The sequence below is a fragment of the Streptomyces sp. WP-1 genome, assembly GCF_030450125.1.
GTDB classification, from domain to species: domain Bacteria; phylum Actinomycetota; class Actinomycetes; order Streptomycetales; family Streptomycetaceae; genus Streptomyces; species Streptomyces incarnatus.
In genome coordinates, this window is record NZ_CP123923.1 from 6,036,761 (window position 1) to 6,056,302 (window position 19,542).

Annotated in this window: 18 protein-coding genes; 8 read left to right on the forward strand and 10 right to left on the reverse strand. The window is 72.4% G+C overall.

The genetic code is table 11. The annotated features are described in order from the left end of the window. Window positions 1–73 precede the first annotated feature (73 nt). From QHG49_RS26670 to QHG49_RS26685, 4 genes are read left to right on the forward strand one after another with little or no spacing between them, the layout of a single operon-like run. Window positions 74–220 carry a hypothetical protein gene (locus tag QHG49_RS26670; RefSeq protein ID WP_167532379.1) on the forward strand — a complete coding sequence of 49 codons (147 nt, stop codon included), beginning with the start codon at window positions 74–76 and terminating at the stop codon, window positions 218–220. After that, window positions 217–915 (forward strand): hypothetical protein, encoded by a 699-nt coding sequence (locus QHG49_RS26675; protein ID WP_145489127.1) that lies wholly within the window; start codon window positions 217–219, stop codon window positions 913–915. Before QHG49_RS26670 ends, QHG49_RS26675 begins: the two co-directional genes overlap by 4 nt. 60 nt (window positions 916–975) lie before the next feature. Next, window positions 976–1,401, forward strand: a complete 426-nt coding sequence (locus QHG49_RS26680) for a phage holin family protein (protein WP_145489284.1) — start codon at window positions 976–978, stop codon at window positions 1,399–1,401. Next, window positions 1,398–2,030 carry a DUF3618 domain-containing protein gene (locus QHG49_RS26685; protein ID WP_301491593.1) on the forward strand — a complete coding sequence of 211 codons (633 nt, stop codon included), beginning with the start codon at window positions 1,398–1,400 and terminating at the stop codon, window positions 2,028–2,030. Before QHG49_RS26680 ends, QHG49_RS26685 begins: the two co-directional genes overlap by 4 nt. Window positions 2,031–2,154: 124 nt before the next feature. Here the strand turns inward: QHG49_RS26685 and QHG49_RS26690 are convergent, their stop codons facing one another. Further along, window positions 2,155–3,978 (reverse strand): endonuclease/exonuclease/phosphatase family protein, encoded by a 1,824-nt coding sequence (locus QHG49_RS26690; protein WP_301491594.1) that lies wholly within the window; start codon window positions 3,976–3,978, stop codon window positions 2,155–2,157. Window positions 3,979–4,242: 264 nt separating this feature from the next. Between QHG49_RS26690 and QHG49_RS26695 the strand changes: the two genes are divergently transcribed. Next, window positions 4,243–5,667, forward strand: a complete 1,425-nt coding sequence (locus tag QHG49_RS26695; protein WP_301491595.1) for a hypothetical protein — start codon at window positions 4,243–4,245, stop codon at window positions 5,665–5,667. Window positions 5,668–6,034: 367 nt separating this feature from the next. Next, window positions 6,035–7,507: an alkaline phosphatase PhoX gene (locus tag QHG49_RS26700; protein WP_301491596.1), complete on the forward strand. Its 1,473-nt coding sequence runs from the start codon at window positions 6,035–6,037 to the stop codon at window positions 7,505–7,507. Window positions 7,508–7,555: 48 nt separating this feature from the next. On the opposite strand, the gene QHG49_RS26705 is transcribed toward QHG49_RS26700, so the two are convergent. The 6 genes from QHG49_RS26705 to QHG49_RS26730 form a co-directional block, all read right to left on the reverse strand. Next, entirely contained in the window at window positions 7,556–8,743 is a 1,188-nt protein-coding gene (locus QHG49_RS26705) for a TerD family protein (protein ID WP_301491597.1), read from the reverse strand. Window positions 8,744–8,826: 83 nt separating this feature from the next. Further along, on the reverse strand, window positions 8,827–9,816 hold the full coding sequence (locus tag QHG49_RS26710; RefSeq protein WP_145489137.1) for a zinc-dependent alcohol dehydrogenase family protein: 990 nt from the start codon (window positions 9,814–9,816) through the stop codon (window positions 8,827–8,829). Then, the gene (locus QHG49_RS26715) at window positions 9,813–10,637 is read right to left on the reverse strand and encodes a carbohydrate ABC transporter permease (protein ID WP_145489139.1); all 825 of its coding nucleotides are present in this window, start codon (window positions 10,635–10,637) and stop codon (window positions 9,813–9,815) included. Before QHG49_RS26715 ends, QHG49_RS26710 begins: the two co-directional genes overlap by 4 nt. Then, window positions 10,634–11,572 (reverse strand): carbohydrate ABC transporter permease, encoded by a 939-nt coding sequence (locus QHG49_RS26720; RefSeq protein ID WP_145489141.1) that lies wholly within the window; start codon window positions 11,570–11,572, stop codon window positions 10,634–10,636. The genes QHG49_RS26715 and QHG49_RS26720 overlap by 4 nt, the downstream gene beginning before the upstream one ends. Beyond that, complete coding sequence (locus QHG49_RS26725; RefSeq protein ID WP_145489142.1) at window positions 11,569–12,939, reverse strand: sugar ABC transporter substrate-binding protein; 1,371 nt, start codon at window positions 12,937–12,939, stop codon at window positions 11,569–11,571. Before QHG49_RS26725 ends, QHG49_RS26720 begins: the two co-directional genes overlap by 4 nt. 78 nt (window positions 12,940–13,017) lie before the next feature. Beyond that, window positions 13,018–13,785: a DeoR/GlpR family DNA-binding transcription regulator gene (locus QHG49_RS26730; RefSeq protein WP_145489144.1), complete on the reverse strand. Its 768-nt coding sequence runs from the start codon at window positions 13,783–13,785 to the stop codon at window positions 13,018–13,020. Window positions 13,786–14,159: 374 nt separating this feature from the next. On the opposite strand from QHG49_RS26730, the gene QHG49_RS26735 reads away from it, so the two are divergent. Both QHG49_RS26735 and QHG49_RS26740 read left to right on the forward strand, forming a co-directional pair. Further along, the gene (locus QHG49_RS26735) at window positions 14,160–15,323 is read left to right on the forward strand and encodes a hypothetical protein (protein ID WP_301492935.1); all 1,164 of its coding nucleotides are present in this window, start codon (window positions 14,160–14,162) and stop codon (window positions 15,321–15,323) included. A gap of 337 nt (window positions 15,324–15,660) precedes the next feature. Further along, entirely contained in the window at window positions 15,661–16,458 is a 798-nt protein-coding gene (locus tag QHG49_RS26740; protein ID WP_145489145.1) for an HAD family acid phosphatase, read from the forward strand. Between the two features lie 126 nt (window positions 16,459–16,584). Here QHG49_RS26740 and QHG49_RS26745 read toward each other — a convergent pair whose 3' ends face one another. The 3 genes from QHG49_RS26745 to QHG49_RS26755 form a co-directional block, all read right to left on the reverse strand. Beyond that, complete coding sequence (locus tag QHG49_RS26745; RefSeq protein WP_145489147.1) at window positions 16,585–18,042, reverse strand: penicillin-binding protein 2; 1,458 nt, start codon at window positions 18,040–18,042, stop codon at window positions 16,585–16,587. 99 nt (window positions 18,043–18,141) lie between these two features. Further along, on the reverse strand, window positions 18,142–18,627 hold the full coding sequence (locus QHG49_RS26750; protein WP_159700290.1) for a GNAT family N-acetyltransferase: 486 nt from the start codon (window positions 18,625–18,627) through the stop codon (window positions 18,142–18,144). Between the two features lie 75 nt (window positions 18,628–18,702). Next, entirely contained in the window at window positions 18,703–19,473 is a 771-nt protein-coding gene (locus QHG49_RS26755) for an IclR family transcriptional regulator (protein ID WP_301491598.1), read from the reverse strand. Window positions 19,474–19,542: the final 69 nt, after the last annotated feature.

The following is a 19,542-nucleotide window of genomic DNA, read 5'->3' on the forward strand; positions in this document are numbered from 1 at the left end:
CGTGTGTCCAAGTCGGCCGTTCATGGGTCACCATGGGCGGAGGGTCATCACCGACGTGAGCCATGGAGGCACCATGAAGCTCGGCAAGGCACTGGCCACCGGCGTCGCCGAGGAGCGGCCGGGAATCCACGACGAGGAAGAGACGGTCCGGCAGCCCGCCGAGGCCGCCCGTACCGCACCGGCCGAGCCGGCCCGTGAAGAGGTTCCGGCAGGCCGATGAGGCTCCGGCTCCCGGCAGAACGCCCCACGGAGCCGCCGACCGGCTACAAGATCGCCCACCCGGTGCTGTCCCCGGACGGCACCCGGGCGGGGTTCACCGGGGTGTCGCTCGGCGGCGCGCTTCCGTACGGGGTGCTCGACCAGGCGTCCTGCGTCTACGGCCGCAGGCACCGCCCACCCGCGCGCCTGTGCGACTGCGGATTCCACTGCGTCCACGACCGCGCCGCCGCCGACGCCCTGCGCTGCACCGCCGAGCACCGCACCGCGCTCCTCCTGGAGGTCTCCGTGCTCGGCGCCTACATCCGCTTCGAGCGCGGCTTCCGCTACGCCCGCCAGCGGGTGCGCACCGCCACCGCGGGCCCCTGCGCCTGCGGCGCCACCGCGGCCCTGCTGGCCGACGCCGGCTGGGGCCGGCCCGGCCGGCGCGCCCTCGCCCCCTGCTGCGCGGTCTGCGCGCGCGGCCGTACGGCCGTCACCCTCGCGGAGTTCGCCCGGCTCGCCGGGGAGGGCCTGCGGGTACGGGCGGACGGCGGCGCCTCGGCCGGGACCGTCACCGAACCGGCGACGGGCACCGACTGGGGCGTGCCCGAACTGGTCGCCGAGGCGGCCCTGTTGCAGGCACGGCTCGACTGGTTCCAGTCCCAGCTCGGGCGTCTCGGCGACCGCGGGACCGGGGGAGCGGACAAGGGCGGCTGACGTCGCCCGGCCCGGGTACCCGGATGTTCCCGTACAGGAAGGAGGCGGGACACCGTGACCATGACCTCGCACACACGACCGCACACACGCCCCGCACTCGACGGGCACCCCTCCACGGGGGAACTCGTCAATCGCGCCACCGAACAGCTCTCCCTGCTGCTGCGGCAGGAGGTCGCCCTCGCCAAGGCGGAGCTGGCCCAGAAGGGCAAACGGGCCGGGACCGGCGGCGGGCTGCTGGGCGCCGCGGGCGCCCTCGGCTACGTCGGACTGATCGTGCTGGCCGGCGCGGCCACCGCCGCCCTCGACCTGGTGCTGCCCCTGTGGGCGGCGGCGCTGATCGTCGCGGCCGTGCTGTTCGCCGTGGCCGCCGTCCTGGCCGTCACCGGACGCGCCCAGCTGCGCCGCGCCGGATCGCCCGTGCCGGAGGAGACCCTCGGCAGCGTCCGGGCCGATGTCGACGTGATCAAGGAAAGGGCACATCGATGACCCAGAGGAACCCGCACGGCTCGGGCGCCAAGGGCCCCGACGAGCTGCGCGCGCAGATCGCGCAGACCAGGAACCAACTCGGCGACACCGTGGCCCAGTTGGTGGACCGCGTCGATGTGAAGGGGCGTGCGCGGGCGCGGGCCGCCGATCTGAAGGACAAGGCCGGCGCCATGAAGGTGCAGCTGCGCTCCAGCGCCGCCCAGGCCGGGCACGGCGCCCAGGGCCGGGCCACGCACGCGGCGCACGCGATGAAGGGGCGGGCCGCACAGGCGGGCCACGCGGTGCAGGGGACGGCCGCGCGCACCGGGCACACGCTCCAGAGCCGGGTCGCCCAGCACGGCGGCGCCCATGACGGCCGGCCCCTGCGCGACCGCGCCCTGGAGGCCGGACGCCAGGCCCAGAGCAGGGCGATGGACGCCGGGCACCGCGTGCAGGACCGGGCCGCCGTGGCCCAGCGACAGCTCGCGCCGCCCGCCCGCAAGGCCGCCGAGGGCCTGCGCGGGGTGCCGCGCCCGGTGCTGATCGCGGGCGCGGCCGGGGCGGTCGCCCTGATCGCGGCGGGGGTGCTGCGCGGCGGCGGGAGCCGTGGCGCGACCCGTGGCATGAGCCGCCGCCCCTGCTCCTGCTGAGCGCCCCTCACCTGTCCCGCCCGCCGACCGGGCACCGAGTCCGTCCGGACGGAGAAGTCTCGCGGGCGGGACCGCCGGGCAGGACCGGCTGAACGCGGTGTTCAGCCGGTCCTGGACCCGGGGGTCAGGGGCGGAAGCGCAGCACCTGCGGGTCGTGGTCGCTGATCTGGTCGTTGAACTCCGAGTTGATGTGCACGCTGTCGTACTGGAACGAGTCGCGGCGCACCGCCGGGCTGATCAGGATCTGGTCCAGGACCTGCGAGTTGCCCTCGTAGTCGTACGTGTAACGCTCGCTCCTGGGCAGCGACTTGATCGCCGACCACAGCTCGCCGTCGCCTTCGAGGATCTTCGCGGTGCCGGAGAACTCGAAGTCGTTCATGTCGCCGAGGGCGAGCACGTCCGCGTTCTTCTGGATCTTCAGGATGTCCTTGACGAACGCGTTGATTTCCTGCGCCTGGGCGTGGCGCTGGGTCTCCGAGCTGCGCGTGACCGGCTGGTACTGCGCGGTCAGGCTCTGGTCGCCGCCCTTGGAGATCAGGTGGTTGGCGATCACGAAGACCGTCCTGCCCTGGAAGACGAACTGGCCGGCGAGCGGCTTGCGGCTGTCCTGCCAGGCGGTGCCGGCCGGGTCGATCCGGCCCGGGGACGCGGTGAGCTGGGCCTGGCCGTGCTCCTTGACGACGCCCACCGCGGTGGTGGAGTCGCCGCCCGCGCGGTCCACGAAGGACACCCGCTCGGGGTTGAACAGGAACACCTGGCGGATGTTGCCGCCCGGCTGGCCGCCGTCCTGGTCGTTGACCGGGTTGATGGAACGCCAGTCGTACTTCGGGCCGCCCGCCGCGACGATCGCGTCGATCAGCTTGTTCACCGTGACGCTCGCGTCGACCGTGCCGTCGTCCGTGACACCGTTGTTGTCCTGGATCTCCTCCAGGGACACGATGTCGGGGGACTGGAGGTTGTGCACGATCGCCGCGGCGTGCTGGTCGAACGTGTTGTCCGACGGGTCGAGGTTCTCGACGTTGTACGTCGCGACCGCGAGCTGCCGACCGGTCTGCTTCTTGGTGGTCTCGCGCTGGAGGCCACCGCTCTTGAGCGTCCCGAGCTGTCCGGCGACCAGGGTGTAGCCGCCGAACTGGTTGAAGTCCAGCGGGCCGGTGGTGGTGCCGGTCAGCGTGTCGCCGACGTTCGCCTTCGGGAAGTCGGCGGTGGCGCCCAGCGACTGGATCTGGAGGCGGCCGGTGTTCTGCGAGTCGTAGGACCCGTAGACCGTGCCGCCGCGGCGGTCGTGGTGCTCGCGCGGCTTCACCGTGACCCACAGCTCGCTGTACGGGTCGGTGGCGGTGACCACGTGGGCGTTCTTGACCTGGACGTTCATGCCCTCCAGGGACTCGTAGTAGTCCAGGGCGTACTTCTTGGGCTGGAGCGGCAGGTTGTTGATCGAGCCGCCGTTCGCGGTGTCGCCCTGCGGCGTGTAGCGGCTCGGCACCGACCTCGCGTCGATGACGACCGGCGCCGGGACGGCGTTGCCGGTGGAGACCGTGGTGATCGTGGGCTTGGTGATCTCCGTGACGGACTGCTCACCGGAGGCGGTGCCGCCCGGGACGTACTCGGAGACCGTGCCGGTCACCGTCACCGAGTCGCCGACCGCGACCTTCGGCGCCGAGCTGGTGAAGACGAATATGCCCTCGCTGGTGGCGGGGTTGTCGTCGGGCGTCGCGTCCTGGAGCCAGAAGCCCTTGGACGAGCCGTAGGTGCGCGTGGCGGTGACGATGCCCGGCACGTCCGTCACCTTCTGCCCGGCGTACGGCGACAGGCGGGTGGTGCCCTGGATGTCGTGGATGCGCACCGCGTCGGCGTGCGCGGGGGAGGTGAGGACGACGGCCGACGCGGCGGAGCAGACGGCGGCGACGGTGAGCGCGGCGAGACGCGCGGTGGACCTGCTCGGCAAGGGATCCCTCCGGGGATGTTACGGGGTGCCGGGACGAGGTGGATCGGTTGCGTGTGGGGGCCGTTGCCCTCCGTGACGCGCGTAGCGCCGAGTGAACGGTCGTTCCCCGACTTCTACGCGCGTCAATCTCCAGCCTGCGCCCGGGACTTGTCAAGGTTTCGGCCATGTACGAGGGACGGCGAGGAGATGAACCGGGCGGCATGGGCCCAAATCCGTCTAGGCTGAGGGGCTGAGCACGTTTCACGGTCCGAGGAGATCCAGCCGATGTCAGACAGCTCCCCCCTGCCGCCCGTACGGCTGCACTCCGAAGCGGAGCTGGCACGCGCCGCGCTGTCCACGCCGCTGCTCGCGCGGGCGGCCCGGCTCGCCCGCTGGGCCGGCCCCGACACCCAGGTGGACGCGGGCGGCAGCCTGGTCGAGGAGCAGCTCCCCGCCGCTGCCGAGCAGCTCGGGCTGACCGGCGACGACGCGGCCGCCTACGCCGCCGAGGCCTGGCGGGTCGCGCTGGACTCCGGCCTGGTCGAGATCGCCGACGAGGAGAGCGGCACGGTCCGCGCGGGCGAGGCGCTGGCCCTGCTCACCGGGTCCCCGCACGAGGTGCTCACGGTGTGGCTCGCCGCGCTGGAGACCGTGCTGGCGGACGCGAGCGTGCCCGATCTGGACGATCTGGTGGACGCGCTGGACGAGGGCGGCGAGATCGATTTCGCGTCACTCGACTGGGACCCCGAGTCCGAGGCCGAGTTCCTCGACGGTGTGCTCGGCAACCTCTACCTCCTGACGGTGAGTGAGGACGGCGCCGGGGACGGGCCGGTCCCGCTGCCCGCCCTCGCCGCGTCGATGATCGTGCCGGACGACATGGGCGAGCCCACCGATGACATCCTTGAACAGGTGTCCGACGCGATGATGCGCCTGGACGACCAGTTCCGGACGCTGGAGCCGGTCGGCCTGGTCGAGTACCGGCCGGTGGACGAGGCGTTGATGGCCGACGCCGACGAGGAACTCGCCGCGCCGGTGGAGGAGGCCGACGTCTCCCGCTACGGCATGGTGCGTCTGACCCCGCTCGGCGCCTACGGTCTGCGGGCGCGGCTGATGGAGGCCGGCTTCGAGGCCCCGGTGGTCGGTGAACTCGCCGACAAGGGCGCGGACGTGCTGCTCGACGGCACCGCCGCGTTCGGCCCCGCGGCCGCCCTCGCCGAGACGGAGCTGTGGCTGAACCGGCACGAACCGCTGTCCGGCGCACGGGAGTTGCTGGCCGCGGCCCGGGGCGCCGACGCCGGGGGGCCGCTGCGCCGGCTGCGCTGCCAGCAGGCGCTGTCCCTGGTCGGCGGGGAGGCGGAGCCCGCGCTGCGGGAGGTGCTGGACGACCCCGAACTCGGCGGTCTCGCCCGGGTGTGGCTCAGCGAGCGGGGCGCCGCCGAGGTGCCCGCGCCCTCCCAGGACCTGGTGTTCTGGCTGACCATCGACACCGTCGCCGCCCAGCTGGCCGCCGAGGGCAATTCCGAGGAGCTCCAGGCCCTGGTGGAGGGGCTCGCCGAGCAGCACAGCGGGTTCTTCGCGGCCGCGTGGCGGGTGGAGCACCCGGCGACGGCCGATGTGCTGGAGGCGATGGGACGGCTGCACCCGGACAAGAAGGTGGCCAAGGAGGCCCGCAAGGCGGCGTTCAAGGCGCGCTCGCAGCAAGGGGGTTGAGCGGGCGGGTGGGCTGACCGGTCCGGGGTGGGGTGAGTGGGCCGGTGGGCTGACGGGGCTGGCGCGGGGTGAGCGGCCGAGGTCGGGTCGAGTGGGCCGAGGTGTGGCGAGCGGCTGAGGTGGGCCGGTGGGCTGACCGGGCCGAGGTGTGGCGAGCGTGCTGGGGCGGGGTGAGCGTGGCGAGTGTCGGCGTGGCTCCGGTCCGCCGTGACGCTTGGTCCGCTCTTGGTGTGGCGCATACGGTTTCTTGAACAAGGGTGCCTGCGGTAGCCCCGCGTTCAACTCCCGTTCAGGCGCCGCCGGGAGCGTGTGCGCCGAACGCGGTCCGCCGACCTCCACGGCTCACCCATCCGTCACAGGAGACACCATGTCGCTCACCCGCAGGGACTTCGCCAGAACCTCAGCGATCACCGGTGCCGGGATCGCCCTGGCGGGCAGCGCCGGCGTGCTCGCCACCGCGCCGAACGCCCTCGCGTCCACGGAGACCGACACCGCGCACGGGGACGCCGCCTCCGCCCACGGCCGGGGGCACGGTCACGGCCACGGCCTGCCCGGCGTCGGCTACGGCCCCCTGGAGGCCGACCCCGAGGGCATCCTCGCGCTGCCCGCCGGGTTCAGCTACCAGATCATCACCTACAGCGGCAGGACCCGCCTGGAGTCGGGGGAGTTCACGCCGTCCAACCACGACGGCACCGCCGCCTTCGCGGGTCCCCGGGGCACCACCCTGCTGGTCAACAACCACGAGCTGGCGGGCCCGCGCGCCAAGTGGCCCCACCCGGTGCCGCTCACCGAGGGCCTGGTGTACGACCCCGCGGCGGCCGGTGGCTGCACGGTGGTCGAGGTGCGCCGCGACCGGGTCGCCGAATGGGTGGGCATCGCCGGCACCGCCACCAACTGCGCGGGCGGCAGCACCCCCTGGGGCACCTGGCTGACCTGCGAGGAGACCGAGGACAAGGCCGGCCAGAACGGCATGACCAAGGACCACGGCTACGTCTTCGAGGTGGACCCCGCCGACCACCGGGCCAACCGCGCCCCCAAGCCGGTCAAGGCGCTGGGCCGGTACGCCCACGAGGCCGTCGTGGTCGACCCCGGGCGCGGCCACCTCTTCCTCACCGAGGACGCCGCGGGCCCCAACGGCCTGCTCTACCGCTGGACCCCGCCGACCGGTTTCCGCCACGGCCGGGGCAGGCTGCGCACCCTCGCCGACGACGCGGGCGTCCTCCAGGCGTTCAAGTGCTTCGACTCCGGCGGCCGGTTCGTGGACGACCTCTCCCGCGCCACCAGGACCGGCACGGTCTACGGCGTCGACTGGGTGGACGTCCCCGACCGCGACGCCCGGCAGGTCTCCACGCGCAAGCAGTTCGGCGAGGGCCAGGTCACCCGCGCCCGCAAGCTGGAGGGCATGTGGTGGGGTGACGGCGGCGTCTACGTCGTCTCCTCCTTCGCCCGCGCGGAGAGCCCGGTCCAGCACGACGGCCAGGTCTGGTTCTACGACCCCCGGCGCCGCACCCTCACCCTCAAGGTGCTGCTCGGCGTGAACCCGGACCCGGGCAGGGACGGCGCGTTCGACGGCCCGGACAACATCACCGTCTCGCCGTACGGCGGTCTGGTCATCGCCGAGGACGGCGAGGGCGTCCAGCACCTGTTCGGGGCCACCGACAGCGGGCGCACCTACCCGATCGCGCGCAACGAGCTGAACATCGGCACCGAAGAGGAGCCGGAATACAGCGAGTTCACCGGCGTCACCTTCTCGCCCGACGGGCGGACCCTGTACGCCAACATCCAGATCCCGGGCATCATGCTCGCCATCACCGGGCCCTGGAAGCGGCAGCGGAAGTAAGGGGCGCGGGGTCCCGCCAGACCGTCGTGGCGTGGCGGGACCCCGCGGTCAGAGAGCCTTCGCCGCCGGGCCCACCATGTTGCGGACCGTCCTCGCCTTCACGAAGTCGCCGATCGCGGTCATCTCCCACTCACCGGAGAACTGGCGGATCAGCTTGGCCATCAGCACACCGGTCTGCGGTTCGGCCTGGGTGAGGTCGAAGCGGACCAGTTCCTCCTCCGACGCGGCGTCCACGAGGCGGCAGTACGCCTTGGCGACATCGGTGAACTTCTGGCCGGAGAAGGAGTTGACCGTGAAGACGAGACCGGTGACCTCCTGGGGGATGCGGCCGAGGTCGACCACGATCACCTCGTCGTCGCCCGCGCCCTCGCCGGTGAGATTGTCACCGGAGTGCTTGACCGCGCCCTTGAGGATCGTCAGCTTGCCGAAGTAGCAGCTGTCGATGTGGTCGCGCTGCGGGCCGTAGGCGATGACGGAGGCGTCGAGGTCGATGTCGCCGCCCCGGAACGCGGGCTCCCAGCCGAGGCCCATCCGCACCTGGGAGAGCAGCGGCCGGCCGCCCTTGACCAGCGACACCGTCTGGTTCTTCTGGAGGCTGACCCGGCCCTTGTCCAGGTTGATCTTCCCCGCGCCCGGGGCCGGGGCCGGGGGAGCGGCCGGCGGGGCGGCGGGCATCGGCGGGGCCGCCGAGGGCGCCACCGGCGGTGCCGCCGGCTGCGGGGGCGCCGCGGGGGCCGCCGCCGGTTCCTCGACCGTCACACCGAAGTCCGTCGCGATGCCCGCGAGCCCGTTCGCGTACCCCTGGCCGACCGCGCGGGCCTTCCACTGGCCGGCGCGGCGGTAGACCTCCACCACCACGAGCGCGGTCTCGGCGCCCAGCTGCGGCGGTGTGAACGTGGCCAGCACCGCGCCGCCGTCCGCGTCGCGGATGGTGGCCGTCGGCTCGATGCCCTGGAAGGTCTGCCCGGCCGCGTCCGGGCTGGCCGTGACCACGATCTTCTCGATGTCCGGCGGCACGGCCGCGGTGTCGACCGTGATCGCGTCGGGCGCGGCACCGCCGCCGGACCGGTAGGCCACACCCGGTCCGGACGGCTGGTTGTAGAAGATGAAGTCGTCGTCCGAGCGCACCTTGCCGTCGCCCGTGAGCAGCAGGCCCGAGACGTCCAGCCGCACGGGAGCGGCCACGTCCACCGTGATGCGCGCGGCGGAGAGCGGAACGTTCGAGCCAGGGGTCATAGCTGTCATGTGGGGGGTAACGAACGAAACCGCTTTACCGTTCCCTTACCACCGGCATCGGCTGTCATCCCCGCCCCGGCCGTTCACGGCACGACGACGATCTTCCGCCCCACCCCCGCCGCGAACTGCTCCAGCGCCTGCGGGTACCGCTCCAGCGGGAGCCGGTCGCTGATGAAGACCCCCGGGTCGAGGACACCGTTCGCGAACAGCTCCGCCGCCCGCTCGTAGCTGTGCAGCACCGCCATCGAACCGGTGATGGTGATCTCCTGGTTGTAGATGCGGTACGGGTCGATCTGCACCCGGGTGGCGTAGTCGGCGACGCCGAACTGGAGGAACGTGCCCGCCTTCGCCACCCGGCCCAGACCGTCCTGGATGGCCGCCGCGTTGCCCGTCGCGTCCACCACCACGTCCCAGCCGCCCGGCCGGTCGAGTTCGTCCGCGCCGGCCGCCGCGCCCGAGACGCCGAGCAGCCGGGCCGTCTCCAGCCGGGCCGGGTTCAGGTCCACCATGTCCACGCTCGCCGCGCCGGTGCGCTTGGCCAGCTCCAGCATCATCAGGCCCATGGTCCCGGAGCCGTAGATCAGCACATGGGAGCCGAGCCGGGAGCGCAGCACGTCGTAGCCGCGCACCGCGCAGGACAGCGGTTCGATCAGGGCCGCGTCCTCGGTGCGCACATGCTCGGGCAGCTTGACGCAGTTGGCGACGGGGGCGACGGCGTACTGGGCCGCCCCGCCCGCCGTGGTGACGCCGATCGCGGCCCAGCGTTCGCACAGGTTGTTGTGGCCGTCGCGGCAGTAGCGGCACTCGTAGCAGTACAGGGACGGGTCCACGGCCACCCGGTCGCCGGTGGTGACCTCGGTGACCTGGGCGCCGGTGGCCACCACCGTGCCCGCGAACTCATGGCCCGGCACGATCGGCAGCTTGGGCGCGAACTCGCCCTGGAGGATGTGCAGATCGGTGCCGCACAGCCCGCACGCGGCGACCTCGACGACGACCTCGCGGGGTCCCGGGGCCGGGTCGGGGACCTCGGTGACGACGGCGCGGCCCACGGACTCGATGACGGCGGCCTTCATTTCACGGCTCCCAACGACAGGCCCTGGACCAGCTTGTCCTGGGCGGCGAACCCCGCGGCGAGCACCGGCAGGGAGATGACGAGCGAGGCGGCGCACACCTTGGCCAGGAACAGGCCCTGGCTGGTGATGAAGCCGGTCAGGAAGACGGGCGCGGTCTCGGCGGCGACGCCGGTGAGTACCCGGGCGAACAGCAGCTCGTTCCAGCTGAAGATGAAGCAGATCAGGGCCGTCGCCGCGATGCCGGGCAGCGCGATGGGGGCGACGACCCGGGCGAGGATCGTCGGCAGCCGGGCCCCGTCCACCCGGGCCGCCTCGATCACCGCGACCGGCACCTCGGCGAGGAAGGACTGCATCATCCACACCGCGATCGGCAGGTTCATCGCGGTGTAGAGGACGACGAGCAGCCAGATGTTGTCGAGGGTCCCGGTGTGCTTGGCGAACAGGTAGATCGGCAGCAGTCCCGCGACGGCCGGGAGCATCTTCGTGGACAGGAAGAAGAACAGCACGTCCGTCCATTTGCGCACCGGCCGGATCGACAGCGCGTAGGCGGCGGGGAGGGCGAGCAGCAGCACGAAGAGGGTGGAGACCACCGACGCCACCGCGGAGTTGATCAGCGCGGGCCAGGGGCTGGCCCCGCCGCCGACGCCGAAGAACTCGCGGTAGCCGTCCAGGGTGAGGGCGGCGCCGAAGGACGGCGGGTTGGTCGCCGCGTCCTGCTCGGAGTGGAAGGACGTCAGCGCCATCCAGGCGATGGGCAGGAAGAAGACGATGCCGGCCAGCCAGGCCACGAGGCCGAGGCCGTGTCGTCGCAGCGCGGTCATGAGCGGGCCGCCTCCTCGCGGAACAGGGACGAGACCACGCGCAGCGCGAAGGTCGCGATCACGAGTGAGCCGATGACGACCAGGACGCCCGCCGCCGAGGCGAGGCCGTTCTCATGGGCCTGGTAGAAGCTCTGGTAGACGGTGTACGGCAGGTTCGCCGTGCCGAGGCCGCCGGAGGTGATGGTGAACACCGCGTCGAAGTTCTGCACGATGTAGATCGAGCCGAGCAGGGCGCCCAGTTCGAGGTAGCGGCGCAGATGGGGCAGGGTGAGATGGCGGAAGATCTGCCAGTCGCCCGCGCCGTCGACCCGGGCCGCCTCGATCTGCTCCCGGTCCCGGCTCTGCAGCCCGGCCAGCAGGATCAGCATCATGAACGGCGTCCACTGCCACACCAGGGACGCCTCCACCGCGAGCAGCGGGGTGCCCGAGATCCAGTCCGGCTGGGGGCCGCCGACGTAGTGCAGCAGCCCGTTGAGCAGGCCGTACTCGGGGTTGTAGAGCACATGCTTCCACAGCAGCGCGGCGGCGACCGGGACCACCAGGAAGGGGGCGATCAGCAGGGTGCGTACGACGCCCCGGCCGCGGAAGCGCCGGTCCAGGAGCAGGGCGAGGAGCAGCCCGAGCACCAGGCTGGCCAGCACCACCGCCACGGTGAGCAGGACCGTGGTCCACACCGAGTGGCGCAGGTCCGTGTCGGTGAGCACCTGGCGGTAGTTGGCGAGGCCGGTGAAGCGGCGGGCCTTCGGGTAGAGGGCGTTCCAGTCGAAGAACGAGATCACCAGCGTGGCCACGAAGGGCAGTTGGGTGACCGCGATCATGAAGACGAGGGCGGGGAGCAGCGGGGCCCGGGTGGCCCAGGCGCGCAGCCGGGCGGGGGGCCGTTTCAGCGGCCGGGCGGGGGCGGCCGCGTACGGGGCCGTGGTGGTGGCGGTCATCGTCCCTCGTACTCCTTGGAGATCTTCTCGGCGAGCTGCTGGGACTTCTTCAGGGCCGTGTCGACGGACTGGCGTCCGGCGATGGCCGCGCTGATCTCCTGGGAGACCCTGGTGCCGAGGTCGGTGAACTCGGGGATGTCGACGAACTGGATGCCGGGCGCGGGACGGGGCTGCACGCCGGGGTCGCTCGGGCGGCTGCTCTCGATGGCCTGCCGGGTCATCTCCTGGAAGGCCGCGGCGGAGCGCCGGTAGTCGGCGTTCTCGTACGTCGAAGCTCGTTTGCCCGCCGGGACGTCGGGCCAGCCGCTGGTCTCGCCGACCAGCTGCTCGTACTCCTTGCTCGACGCCCAGGAGACGAACTTCCATGCCTTGTCGGGGTTGTGGGAGGCGTGCTGGATGCCCCAGGCCCAGGTGTAGAGCCAGCCGGAGGACTCGGTCCGCTCGACCGGGGCGGGGGCGTACCCCAGCTCGCCCTTGACCGGGGAGCCCTTCGCCTCCAGGGAGCCGGCCGCGGACGTGGCGTCGTACCACATGGCGACCTTGCCCTGCGTCATGTCGTTCAGGCACTCGGCGAACCCGGACTGCGCGGCGCCGGACTCGCCGTGCGCGCGGACCAGGCCGACATAGAACTTCGTCGCCTTCCGGAAGGCGGGCGAGTCCAGCCGGGCCTTCCAGTCCTTGTCGAACCAGGTGCCGCCGAAGGTGTTCACGACCGTGGTCAGCGGTGCCGCCATCTCGCCCCAGCCGGGCAGCCCGCGCAGGCAGATGCCCCGCATGCCGGGCTTCGCGCCGTCGGCCTTCGCGGCGAGGTCGGCCACCTGCTGCCAGGTGGGGTGGGCGGGCATCGTCAGGCCCTTCGCCGCGAACACGTCCTTGCGGTACATAAGGAAGGACGACTCGCCGTAGAAGGGCTGCCCGTAGAGCTTGCCGTCGTCGCCGGTCAGGGACGTGCGCATCGGCGCCAGTACGTCCTTCTCGTCGTACGACGGGTCCTTCGCGACGTAGCCGTCCATCGGGCGCAGCCAGCCGTTGCGGGCGTAGATCGGGATCTCGTAGTTGGAGAGGGTGGCGACGTCGTACTGGCCCGCCTGGTTGGCGAAGTCCTGGCTGATCTTGTCGCGGACGTCGTTCTCCGGCAGCACGGTGAAGTTCACCTTGATGCCGGTCTCCTTGGTGAAATGCGCGGCGGTGAGCTTCTGGAGCTCCACCATCTGGGGGTTGTTGACCATCAGTACGTTGATCGAGTCGCCGCCGGATCCGGCTCCGCCCGCCCCGACCCAGCAGCCGGAGAGCAGGGGGGTGAGCAGCGTCCCTGCGGCGGCCAGGACGAGCGTGGCTCGTGGCCTCCGTCGGCTCGGGGTGCGCATGGATCACTCCTGGATGTATGGGGATATAAGGGGTGTTCGATGGGTGGGGAAGGCCCGCAGGGGAGGGGACCGGGTTTCTCAGACCCGGATGACCTGGGGGCCCAGCAGGGCGTAGCGGTGGGCCTCGGCCGCGGGGAGCTGGGCGCTGGTCACGATCGCCTCCAGCGCGGCGACGTCCGCGAACCGGCAGAAGCTCGCCGCGCCGAACTTGGTGTGCACGCCCGCGAACACGGCGCGCCGCGCCGCCCGCATCGCCTGCGCCTTGACCTCGCCGACCGCCGGATCGGGCGTGGTCAGGCCGTGTTCGCGGGAGATGCCGTTGGCGCCGACGTAGGCGAGGTCGAGGACGAAGCCGGACAGCATCGTCGTCGTCCAGTGGTCGACGGTGGCCAGTGTGCCGGACCGCACCCGGCCGCCGAGGAGCAGCACCTGGATGTGGTCCGCCCCGGCGAGGGCGCCCGCGACCGGCAGGGACGCGGTGACCACGGTCAGCGGCCGGTCCCTGGGCAGGGCCTCGGCGATGAGCTGCGGGGTGAAGCCCTCGTCGACGAAGACGGTCTCGGCGTCGCCCAGCAACTCGGCCGCGGCGGCGGCGATCCGGCGCTTCTCGGGCACCTGGCTGGTGGCCCGGAACGCCAGCGTGGTCTCGAAACCGGCGCTCTCCACCGGGTAGGCCCCGCCATGGGTGCGGCGGATCAGCCCGTGGTCCTCCAGAGCGCGCAGATCACGCCGGACGGTCTCCTTGGCCACGCCCAGTCCGGCGGCGAGCGCGGTGACATCGACCGCGCCGGTGGCGCGCGCGGCCCGCACGATCTCGCGCCGGCGTTCCTCCGCCGTTCCGGTCATCCCGTCACCCTCCTCCCGCGGAGCTGCCCGTTCGGGCCCACGGGGGAAGTTCTACCGTCGGTCCGCCGCCCTGACCAGGCTTGTTGCCCGCCCGATGCTGCCCGCTTGAGCCCGTTTGCCGGGCATGCCGTCCGTCGCGGACCTGCGCGGCGGTGCCGGGCGGGGTGGAAACGGGCGGCCCGCGTGCCCGGATGGGGCGCCGGACGGGCCCGTTCGGCGCCCGCGTGTCCGATTCTCTGCGTCCGGTACGGCGCGATGTGGCCGGGCGCCGCGCGTGAGGCGCCCGGTGTTGACCGCCTCGCGGGGCCCCCTTAGCTTGAGGCCGTTCATGGATATGGACGATGGTCAGAGGAATGCACGTCGAGGAGTCCCGCGTGAAGGCCGCCGCGTTCGTCTACCCCTGGGACGTCAACGGGGACCCCGACGCCCCCGCCCGCATCGCCGGGCTCGGCGTGGAACAGGTGACCCTCGCCGCCGCCTACCACTCCACCCGCGCCCTGACCCCGCGCCACCCCCGCCACCGCGTCGTCACCGCCGAACACGCGGCCGTCCTCTACCCGCCGGGCGACCACTGGAGCGGCCGCGTCCCGAGCCCGTACCCCGCCGGCCGCTGGGCCCCCGGCGACGCCTACGGCGAGGCCGCGCGGGCGCTCGACGGCGCCGGGCTCGCGGTGCACACCTGGGTGGTCCTCGCGCACAACTCCCGCCTGGGCGCGGAACATCCGGGCACCTCCGTCGTCAACGCCTACGGCGACCGCTACCCCTGGGCGCCCTGCGTCGCCCAGGAGGCCACCCGCGCCTACCTCGTCGACCTCGCCGCCGAGGCCGCCGTACGCCCCGGCGCGCGGGGCACCGAACTGGAGTCCCTCGGCTGGTACGGACTGCCGCATCTGCACGCCCACGACAAGATCTCCGGCGTGCCCCTGGGCGAGGCCGGGGAGTACCTGATGTCGCTGTGCTTCTGCCCCTCCTGCCGCAGGGGCTACGGGGAACAGGGTCTGGGCGCCGAGGAGTTGGCCTTCGCCGTGCGGGCCGCACTGGAGCCGCTGTGGCGGGGCGAGGCGGTCGACCGGGGCCTGCCGACGGTGGCGGAACTGCTCGGCGAGGAGCGGGCCGCCGCCGTCCGGACCTGGCGGGACGGGACCGCCCGCACCCTCCAGGAGACGGCCGTGTCCGCCGTGCGCGCCGCCGCGCCCGCCGGGTTCCAGGTCCTGCTGCACGCGGACCCCGTCCCCGAGCACTGCGGAGCGAACGCGGGCGTCGACCCCGCCCACATCCTCTCCGTGGCCGACGGCGTCGTGGTCCCCTGGACCGCGGGCACGGCCCCGCTGGCGCCCTTCGCCGCGCACGCGGGCGAACGGACCGTGCTGGCGGCCAACTTCACCGTCGTCTCCGGAATGGGCGGCAGCCCCCGCACCCTCGCGGCGGACGCGGCCCGCGCCCGGACGGCCGGCGCGACGGAACTGCGGCTGTACCACGCCGGACTGGCGTCGGACGGGGACCTCGCGGCGGTGCGCGAGGCACTGGCGGCACGCTGAAGCGACCGGACCACGTTCGCGGACGCCTCGCGCTCAGGGTTCCGGGCTCCGCGCCCCGCGTTCCGCGCCGAAGTCCCGTCGGTCACCGAGGCGTTGGCGCGGTCGCCGCCGACCGGCATCGGTCCCCGGCCCGGCCGCCGCCTGACGGCACTCCAGGGGAACATCGCCTGATGCCCGAATTCCCGCACCGGAACACGCGATTCCGGCGGGCCGCTCGGACATGGCCGGAAAAAGACGTCCGTATCGATCGGATAACAGGCCTCGCGGTACCCCTTGTTATGCGCGTAGACAATCCGTGACCTGGTCACTCACTCTAGCCACCAGATCCGGAGAATCCATGCGGAAGTCCCTCAGAGCGGCCGCTGCCGGCGCCGCCTGTATCGTCGCCGGTGCCGCCCTGTACGGCGCGGGCGCGGCCACCGCCGGTCAGTCGACGGCCAACTCCACCCACGAGCCCTACAACATCGGGCTCCTGACGAAGGACATCGACACCTACTACGGCACCACCGCCGACAGCGACGGCGTCTACCAGGCGTCGCCGACCAGCCCGTACGCCAAGGACCTGGCGCGGATCGACCGGGACGCCAAGAAGTACATCGACCGGGCCGCCCGTACCTCGCGCGCGCACCACCAGAAGCCCGCCGTCATGTTCGACATCGACGACACGGTGCTGCTGAGCCTCGACTACGAGAAGCGCAACAACTACGGCTACAGCTCGGCCACCTGGAACGACTACGTCAACCAGGCCAACCGTCCCGCCGTCTTCGGCAGCCCGGAGCTGATCCGGTACGCCCGGTCCAAGGGCGTCACGGTCTTCTACAACTCCGGTCTCACCGAGGCGCAGCGCGGTGCCGCCGTCACCAACCTGAAGAAGGTCGGTGCCGACGTCAACCTGGACGCCGCCCACATGTTCCTCAAGGACGCGGCCAACCCGCCGGCCTACCTGAAGGACTGCGCCACCCCGGGCACCTGGACGTGCACGACCGTCCAGTACAAGGCCGGTACCCGCAAGCACATCGAGAACGACCTCGGCTACCGGATCATCGCCGACTTCGGCGACCAGTACTCGGACCTGGACGGCGGCTACTCCGGCCGTACGTACAAGCTGCCGAACCCGACGTACTTCGTCGGCTGAGGCATCCCGGACCTCCGTCGGAGGCCCGGCAGGGCCCGCTGACGTCCGCGCCCCCGCCACCGGCCGCCGCATGGACGGCGCCGTGGCGGGGGCGCGGTGGTTCTCGCCGGTCCCCTGGCGCTCACGTCACTTCTTCAGCGCCGCCGCCATCATGGCCCGCGCCACCGGCGCCGCCAGCCCGTTGCCGCTGACCTCCGAGCGGGCCGCGTCCGACTGCTCGACCATCACCGCGACGGCCACCTCCTTGCCGGTGCTGTCGGACTTGCCGAACGAGGTGAACCAGGCGTACGGCGTCTTGCTGTTGTTCTCGCCGTGCTGCGCGGTACCGGTCTTGCCGCCGACGGTCACGCCGTCGATCAGCGCGTTGGTGCCGGTGCCGTCCTTGACCACGGTCTCCATGGCGGACTGGAGCTGGGCCGCGGTCCCGGCGCTGATGATCCGCTTGCTGCTGGTGTCGCCGTCGTAGTCGTGCACCACGTCACCGCCGCTGTCCACGGTCCGGGACACCATGTGCGGCGAGGGCAGCTCACCGCCGTTGGCGATCGCCGCGGACACCATCGCCATCTGGAGCGGGGTCGCGGTGACGTCGTACTGGCCGATGCCGGTCAGCGCGGTCGAGGACTTGTCCATGTCCTTCGGGTAGACGCTGGGGTAGGCGCGCACCGGCACGTCCTGGCGGTCGTCGTTGAAGCCGTACTTCTCCGCCATGGCCCGCACCTTGTCCTGGCCGAGGTCGACGGCCATCTTGGCGAAGACGTTGTTGCAGGAGTACTGGAGCGCCACCCGGATCGGGGCGTCGCGGCAGGGCGCCGAGGGGTTCTCGTTGGCCAGGTCCCGCACCGTGCCCGGCAGCCGGTACGGATCGGGGCTGTCGGTGTGCTGGTCCACGTTCTTGTACAGCCCGCTCTCCAGCGCGGCCGAGGCCACGACCAGCTTGAACGTCGAGCCGGGCGGCAGCGGCTGGCGCAGCGCCCGGTTGCTCATCGGCTTGTCCGGGTCCGCGTTGAGCCGCTTCCAGGCGGGGCCGGCCGTGTTGGCGTCGGTGAGTTCCGAGGGGTCGTACGACGGTGTCGACACGGCGGCCAGGATGCGGCCGGTCTTCGGGTCGATGGCGACGGCCCCGCCCTTCTTGTCGCCGAGCGCGTCGTAGGCGGCCTTCTGCACCGCCGGGTCGATGGTGGTGACCACGTCGCCGGGGTCGGCCCGCTCACCGGTGAGGGTGTCCATGATCGACTTCAGGCCGGGGTCCGTGCCGTTGAGCAGATCGGTGTAGATGCCCTCCAGCTGCGTGGGCGCGTACGCCTGCGAGGCGTAGCCGGTCACCGCCGCGTACAGCTTGCCGTTCTTGTACGTGCGCTTGTAGGCGAGGTCGCCTCCCTTGGTCCGGGCCGAGCCGGTGATGGCGTTTCCGGCCACGATGATGTTCCCGAGCGGCTGCGAGTAGGTCGCGATCGCGTTGCGCCGGTTGTTCGTGTCGTCCGCGAGGGCCTGTCCGTCGTAGAACTGCACCCAGGTCGCCCTGACCAGCAGGGCGATCACGAGCAGCAGCGAGAAGACGGACGCTCGCCTGATCGTCTTGTTCATCCCGTTCATCCCGTACGGAAGACGTCCGGGAAGGGCACGAACGTTCCCTCGCGCCGGGAATTCTCATGTCCCGTTCATCCCGTACTCATGCGCCCCGGGTCATGCCTCCGGGATGTCCGCGGCCAGGACGAGCACGACCTCCTCGATCTCCTCGCCCCGGCCGTTGGCGAAGCCCCGGGCCCGGACGGACTCGCGGAAGCCGCACTTGGCCAGGACCCGCAGCGAGGCGGTGTTGTCGGCCGCCGCCCGCGCGTACAGCGGCCGCTCGGGGACCTCGGCGAGCAGGGCGCGCAGCGCGGCCGTCGCCACGCCCCGGCCCCAGTAGGCGCGGTCGATCCAGTACGTCACCTCGCGCTCGCCGGGCTCCCCGTAGACCGCCGCGCTGCCGGCCACCCGCCCGTCGGCCAGCACCGTGCGCAGCACGTCGCAGGAGGCGCGGATCCGTTTGAGCCGGGCCTCGAAGGCGTCCCGGTCGGTCGGGTCCTGGGGGCCGAACGCGGCCATCCGCAGGGCCACCGGGTCGGTCATCTGCCGGAAGAACAACGGCAGATCCTCGTCGAGGACGGTCCGCAGCGCGATCTCCATGGGGCCCGAGACTACGACGGTGCGACCGCCGTGCCGGAGCGCGGCGCGCGGCTCGCCCCCGGCCCCGGTCCGCGCTCAGAGCCTGCGCGTCGCCAGGGTCAGCCGGTCGCGGGCCTCGGACAGCGCGTCCTTGATCGTCCGCTCACGGTCGGGGGTCAGCCGGGCCACCGGCACCGAGCAGCTGACCGCGTCCCGGGCCGGGCTGCGGACGGCAGCGCCACGCCGAAGCAGCGCAGCCCCACCGTGTGTCTCCTCGCGGTCGACCGCGAAGCCCCGCTCCCGCACCCGGCGCAGCTCCTCGATCAGCCGCTCCCGGTCGGTGAGGGTGTGCTCGGTGAGCGCGGGCAGCTCCGGCGGCAGCAGCGCCCGTACCTCGTCGGCGGTGTACGTGGCGAGGATCGCCTTGCCGAGCGAGGTGGAGTGGGCCGGGAGGCGGCGCCCGACCCGGGTGAAGGGGCGAGGAGAGTGCGGGGACGGGCGGGTGGCGAGGTAGACCACGCCGGTGCCGTCGAGCCGGGCCAGGTGGACGGTCTCGGTGGTGTCGTCGGCGAGCCGGCCCAGGGCCGGGCGGGCGGCGGCCACCACCTCGTCGCCGTCGATGTACGAGGTGCCCACCAGCAGCGCCCGCACCCCGATGCCGTACCGCGTGCCCGTCGCGTCCGTCTCCACCCAGCCCAGCTCCACGAGGGTGCGCGGCAGCATGTACAGACTGGACTTGGGGTAGCCGACGGTCTCCTGCACGGCCGCGAGGGAGTGCATGCCGGGGCGGCCGGCGAAGTACTCCAGCAACTCGACCGTCCGTACCGCGGACTTGACCTGCGCGCCGCCCGCGTCCCCTGCCGTCATCGCCCTCGGCCCCTTCGCTTCGACGGCGTCCAGTGCAGAGAACACCGGGAACCGGCGGCCCGGACACGG

What these genes read in the sequence shown, in the direction of transcription:
- QHG49_RS26670 (WP_167532379.1), top strand. Translation starts at nt 74, where the DNA reads ATGAAGCTCGGCAAGGCACTGGCCACCGGCGTCGCCGAGGAGCGGCCG.
- QHG49_RS26675 (WP_145489127.1), top strand. Translation starts at nt 217, where the DNA reads ATGAGGCTCCGGCTCCCGGCAGAACGCCCCACGGAGCCGCCGACCGGC.
- QHG49_RS26680 (WP_145489284.1), top strand. Translation starts at nt 976, where the DNA reads ATGACCTCGCACACACGACCGCACACACGCCCCGCACTCGACGGGCAC.
- QHG49_RS26685 (WP_301491593.1), top strand. Translation starts at nt 1,398, where the DNA reads ATGACCCAGAGGAACCCGCACGGCTCGGGCGCCAAGGGCCCCGACGAG.
- QHG49_RS26695 (WP_301491595.1), top strand. Translation starts at nt 4,243, where the DNA reads ATGTCAGACAGCTCCCCCCTGCCGCCCGTACGGCTGCACTCCGAAGCG.
- QHG49_RS26700 (WP_301491596.1), top strand. Translation starts at nt 6,035, where the DNA reads ATGTCGCTCACCCGCAGGGACTTCGCCAGAACCTCAGCGATCACCGGT.
- QHG49_RS26705 (WP_301491597.1), bottom strand. Translation starts at nt 8,743, where the DNA reads ATGACCCCTGGCTCGAACGTTCCGCTCTCCGCCGCGCGCATCACGGTG.
- QHG49_RS26710 (WP_145489137.1), bottom strand. Translation starts at nt 9,816, where the DNA reads ATGAAGGCCGCCGTCATCGAGTCCGTGGGCCGCGCCGTCGTCACCGAG.
- QHG49_RS26715 (WP_145489139.1), bottom strand. Translation starts at nt 10,637, where the DNA reads ATGACCGCGCTGCGACGACACGGCCTCGGCCTCGTGGCCTGGCTGGCC.
- QHG49_RS26720 (WP_145489141.1), bottom strand. Translation starts at nt 11,572, where the DNA reads ATGACCGCCACCACCACGGCCCCGTACGCGGCCGCCCCCGCCCGGCCG.
- QHG49_RS26725 (WP_145489142.1), bottom strand. Translation starts at nt 12,939, where the DNA reads ATGCGCACCCCGAGCCGACGGAGGCCACGAGCCACGCTCGTCCTGGCC.
- QHG49_RS26730 (WP_145489144.1), bottom strand. Translation starts at nt 13,785, where the DNA reads ATGACCGGAACGGCGGAGGAACGCCGGCGCGAGATCGTGCGGGCCGCG.
- QHG49_RS26740 (WP_145489145.1), top strand. Translation starts at nt 15,661, where the DNA reads ATGCGGAAGTCCCTCAGAGCGGCCGCTGCCGGCGCCGCCTGTATCGTC.
- QHG49_RS26745 (WP_145489147.1), bottom strand. Translation starts at nt 18,042, where the DNA reads ATGAACAAGACGATCAGGCGAGCGTCCGTCTTCTCGCTGCTGCTCGTG.
- QHG49_RS26750 (WP_159700290.1), bottom strand. Translation starts at nt 18,627, where the DNA reads ATGGAGATCGCGCTGCGGACCGTCCTCGACGAGGATCTGCCGTTGTTC.
- QHG49_RS26755 (WP_301491598.1), bottom strand. Translation starts at nt 19,473, where the DNA reads ATGACGGCAGGGGACGCGGGCGGCGCGCAGGTCAAGTCCGCGGTACGG.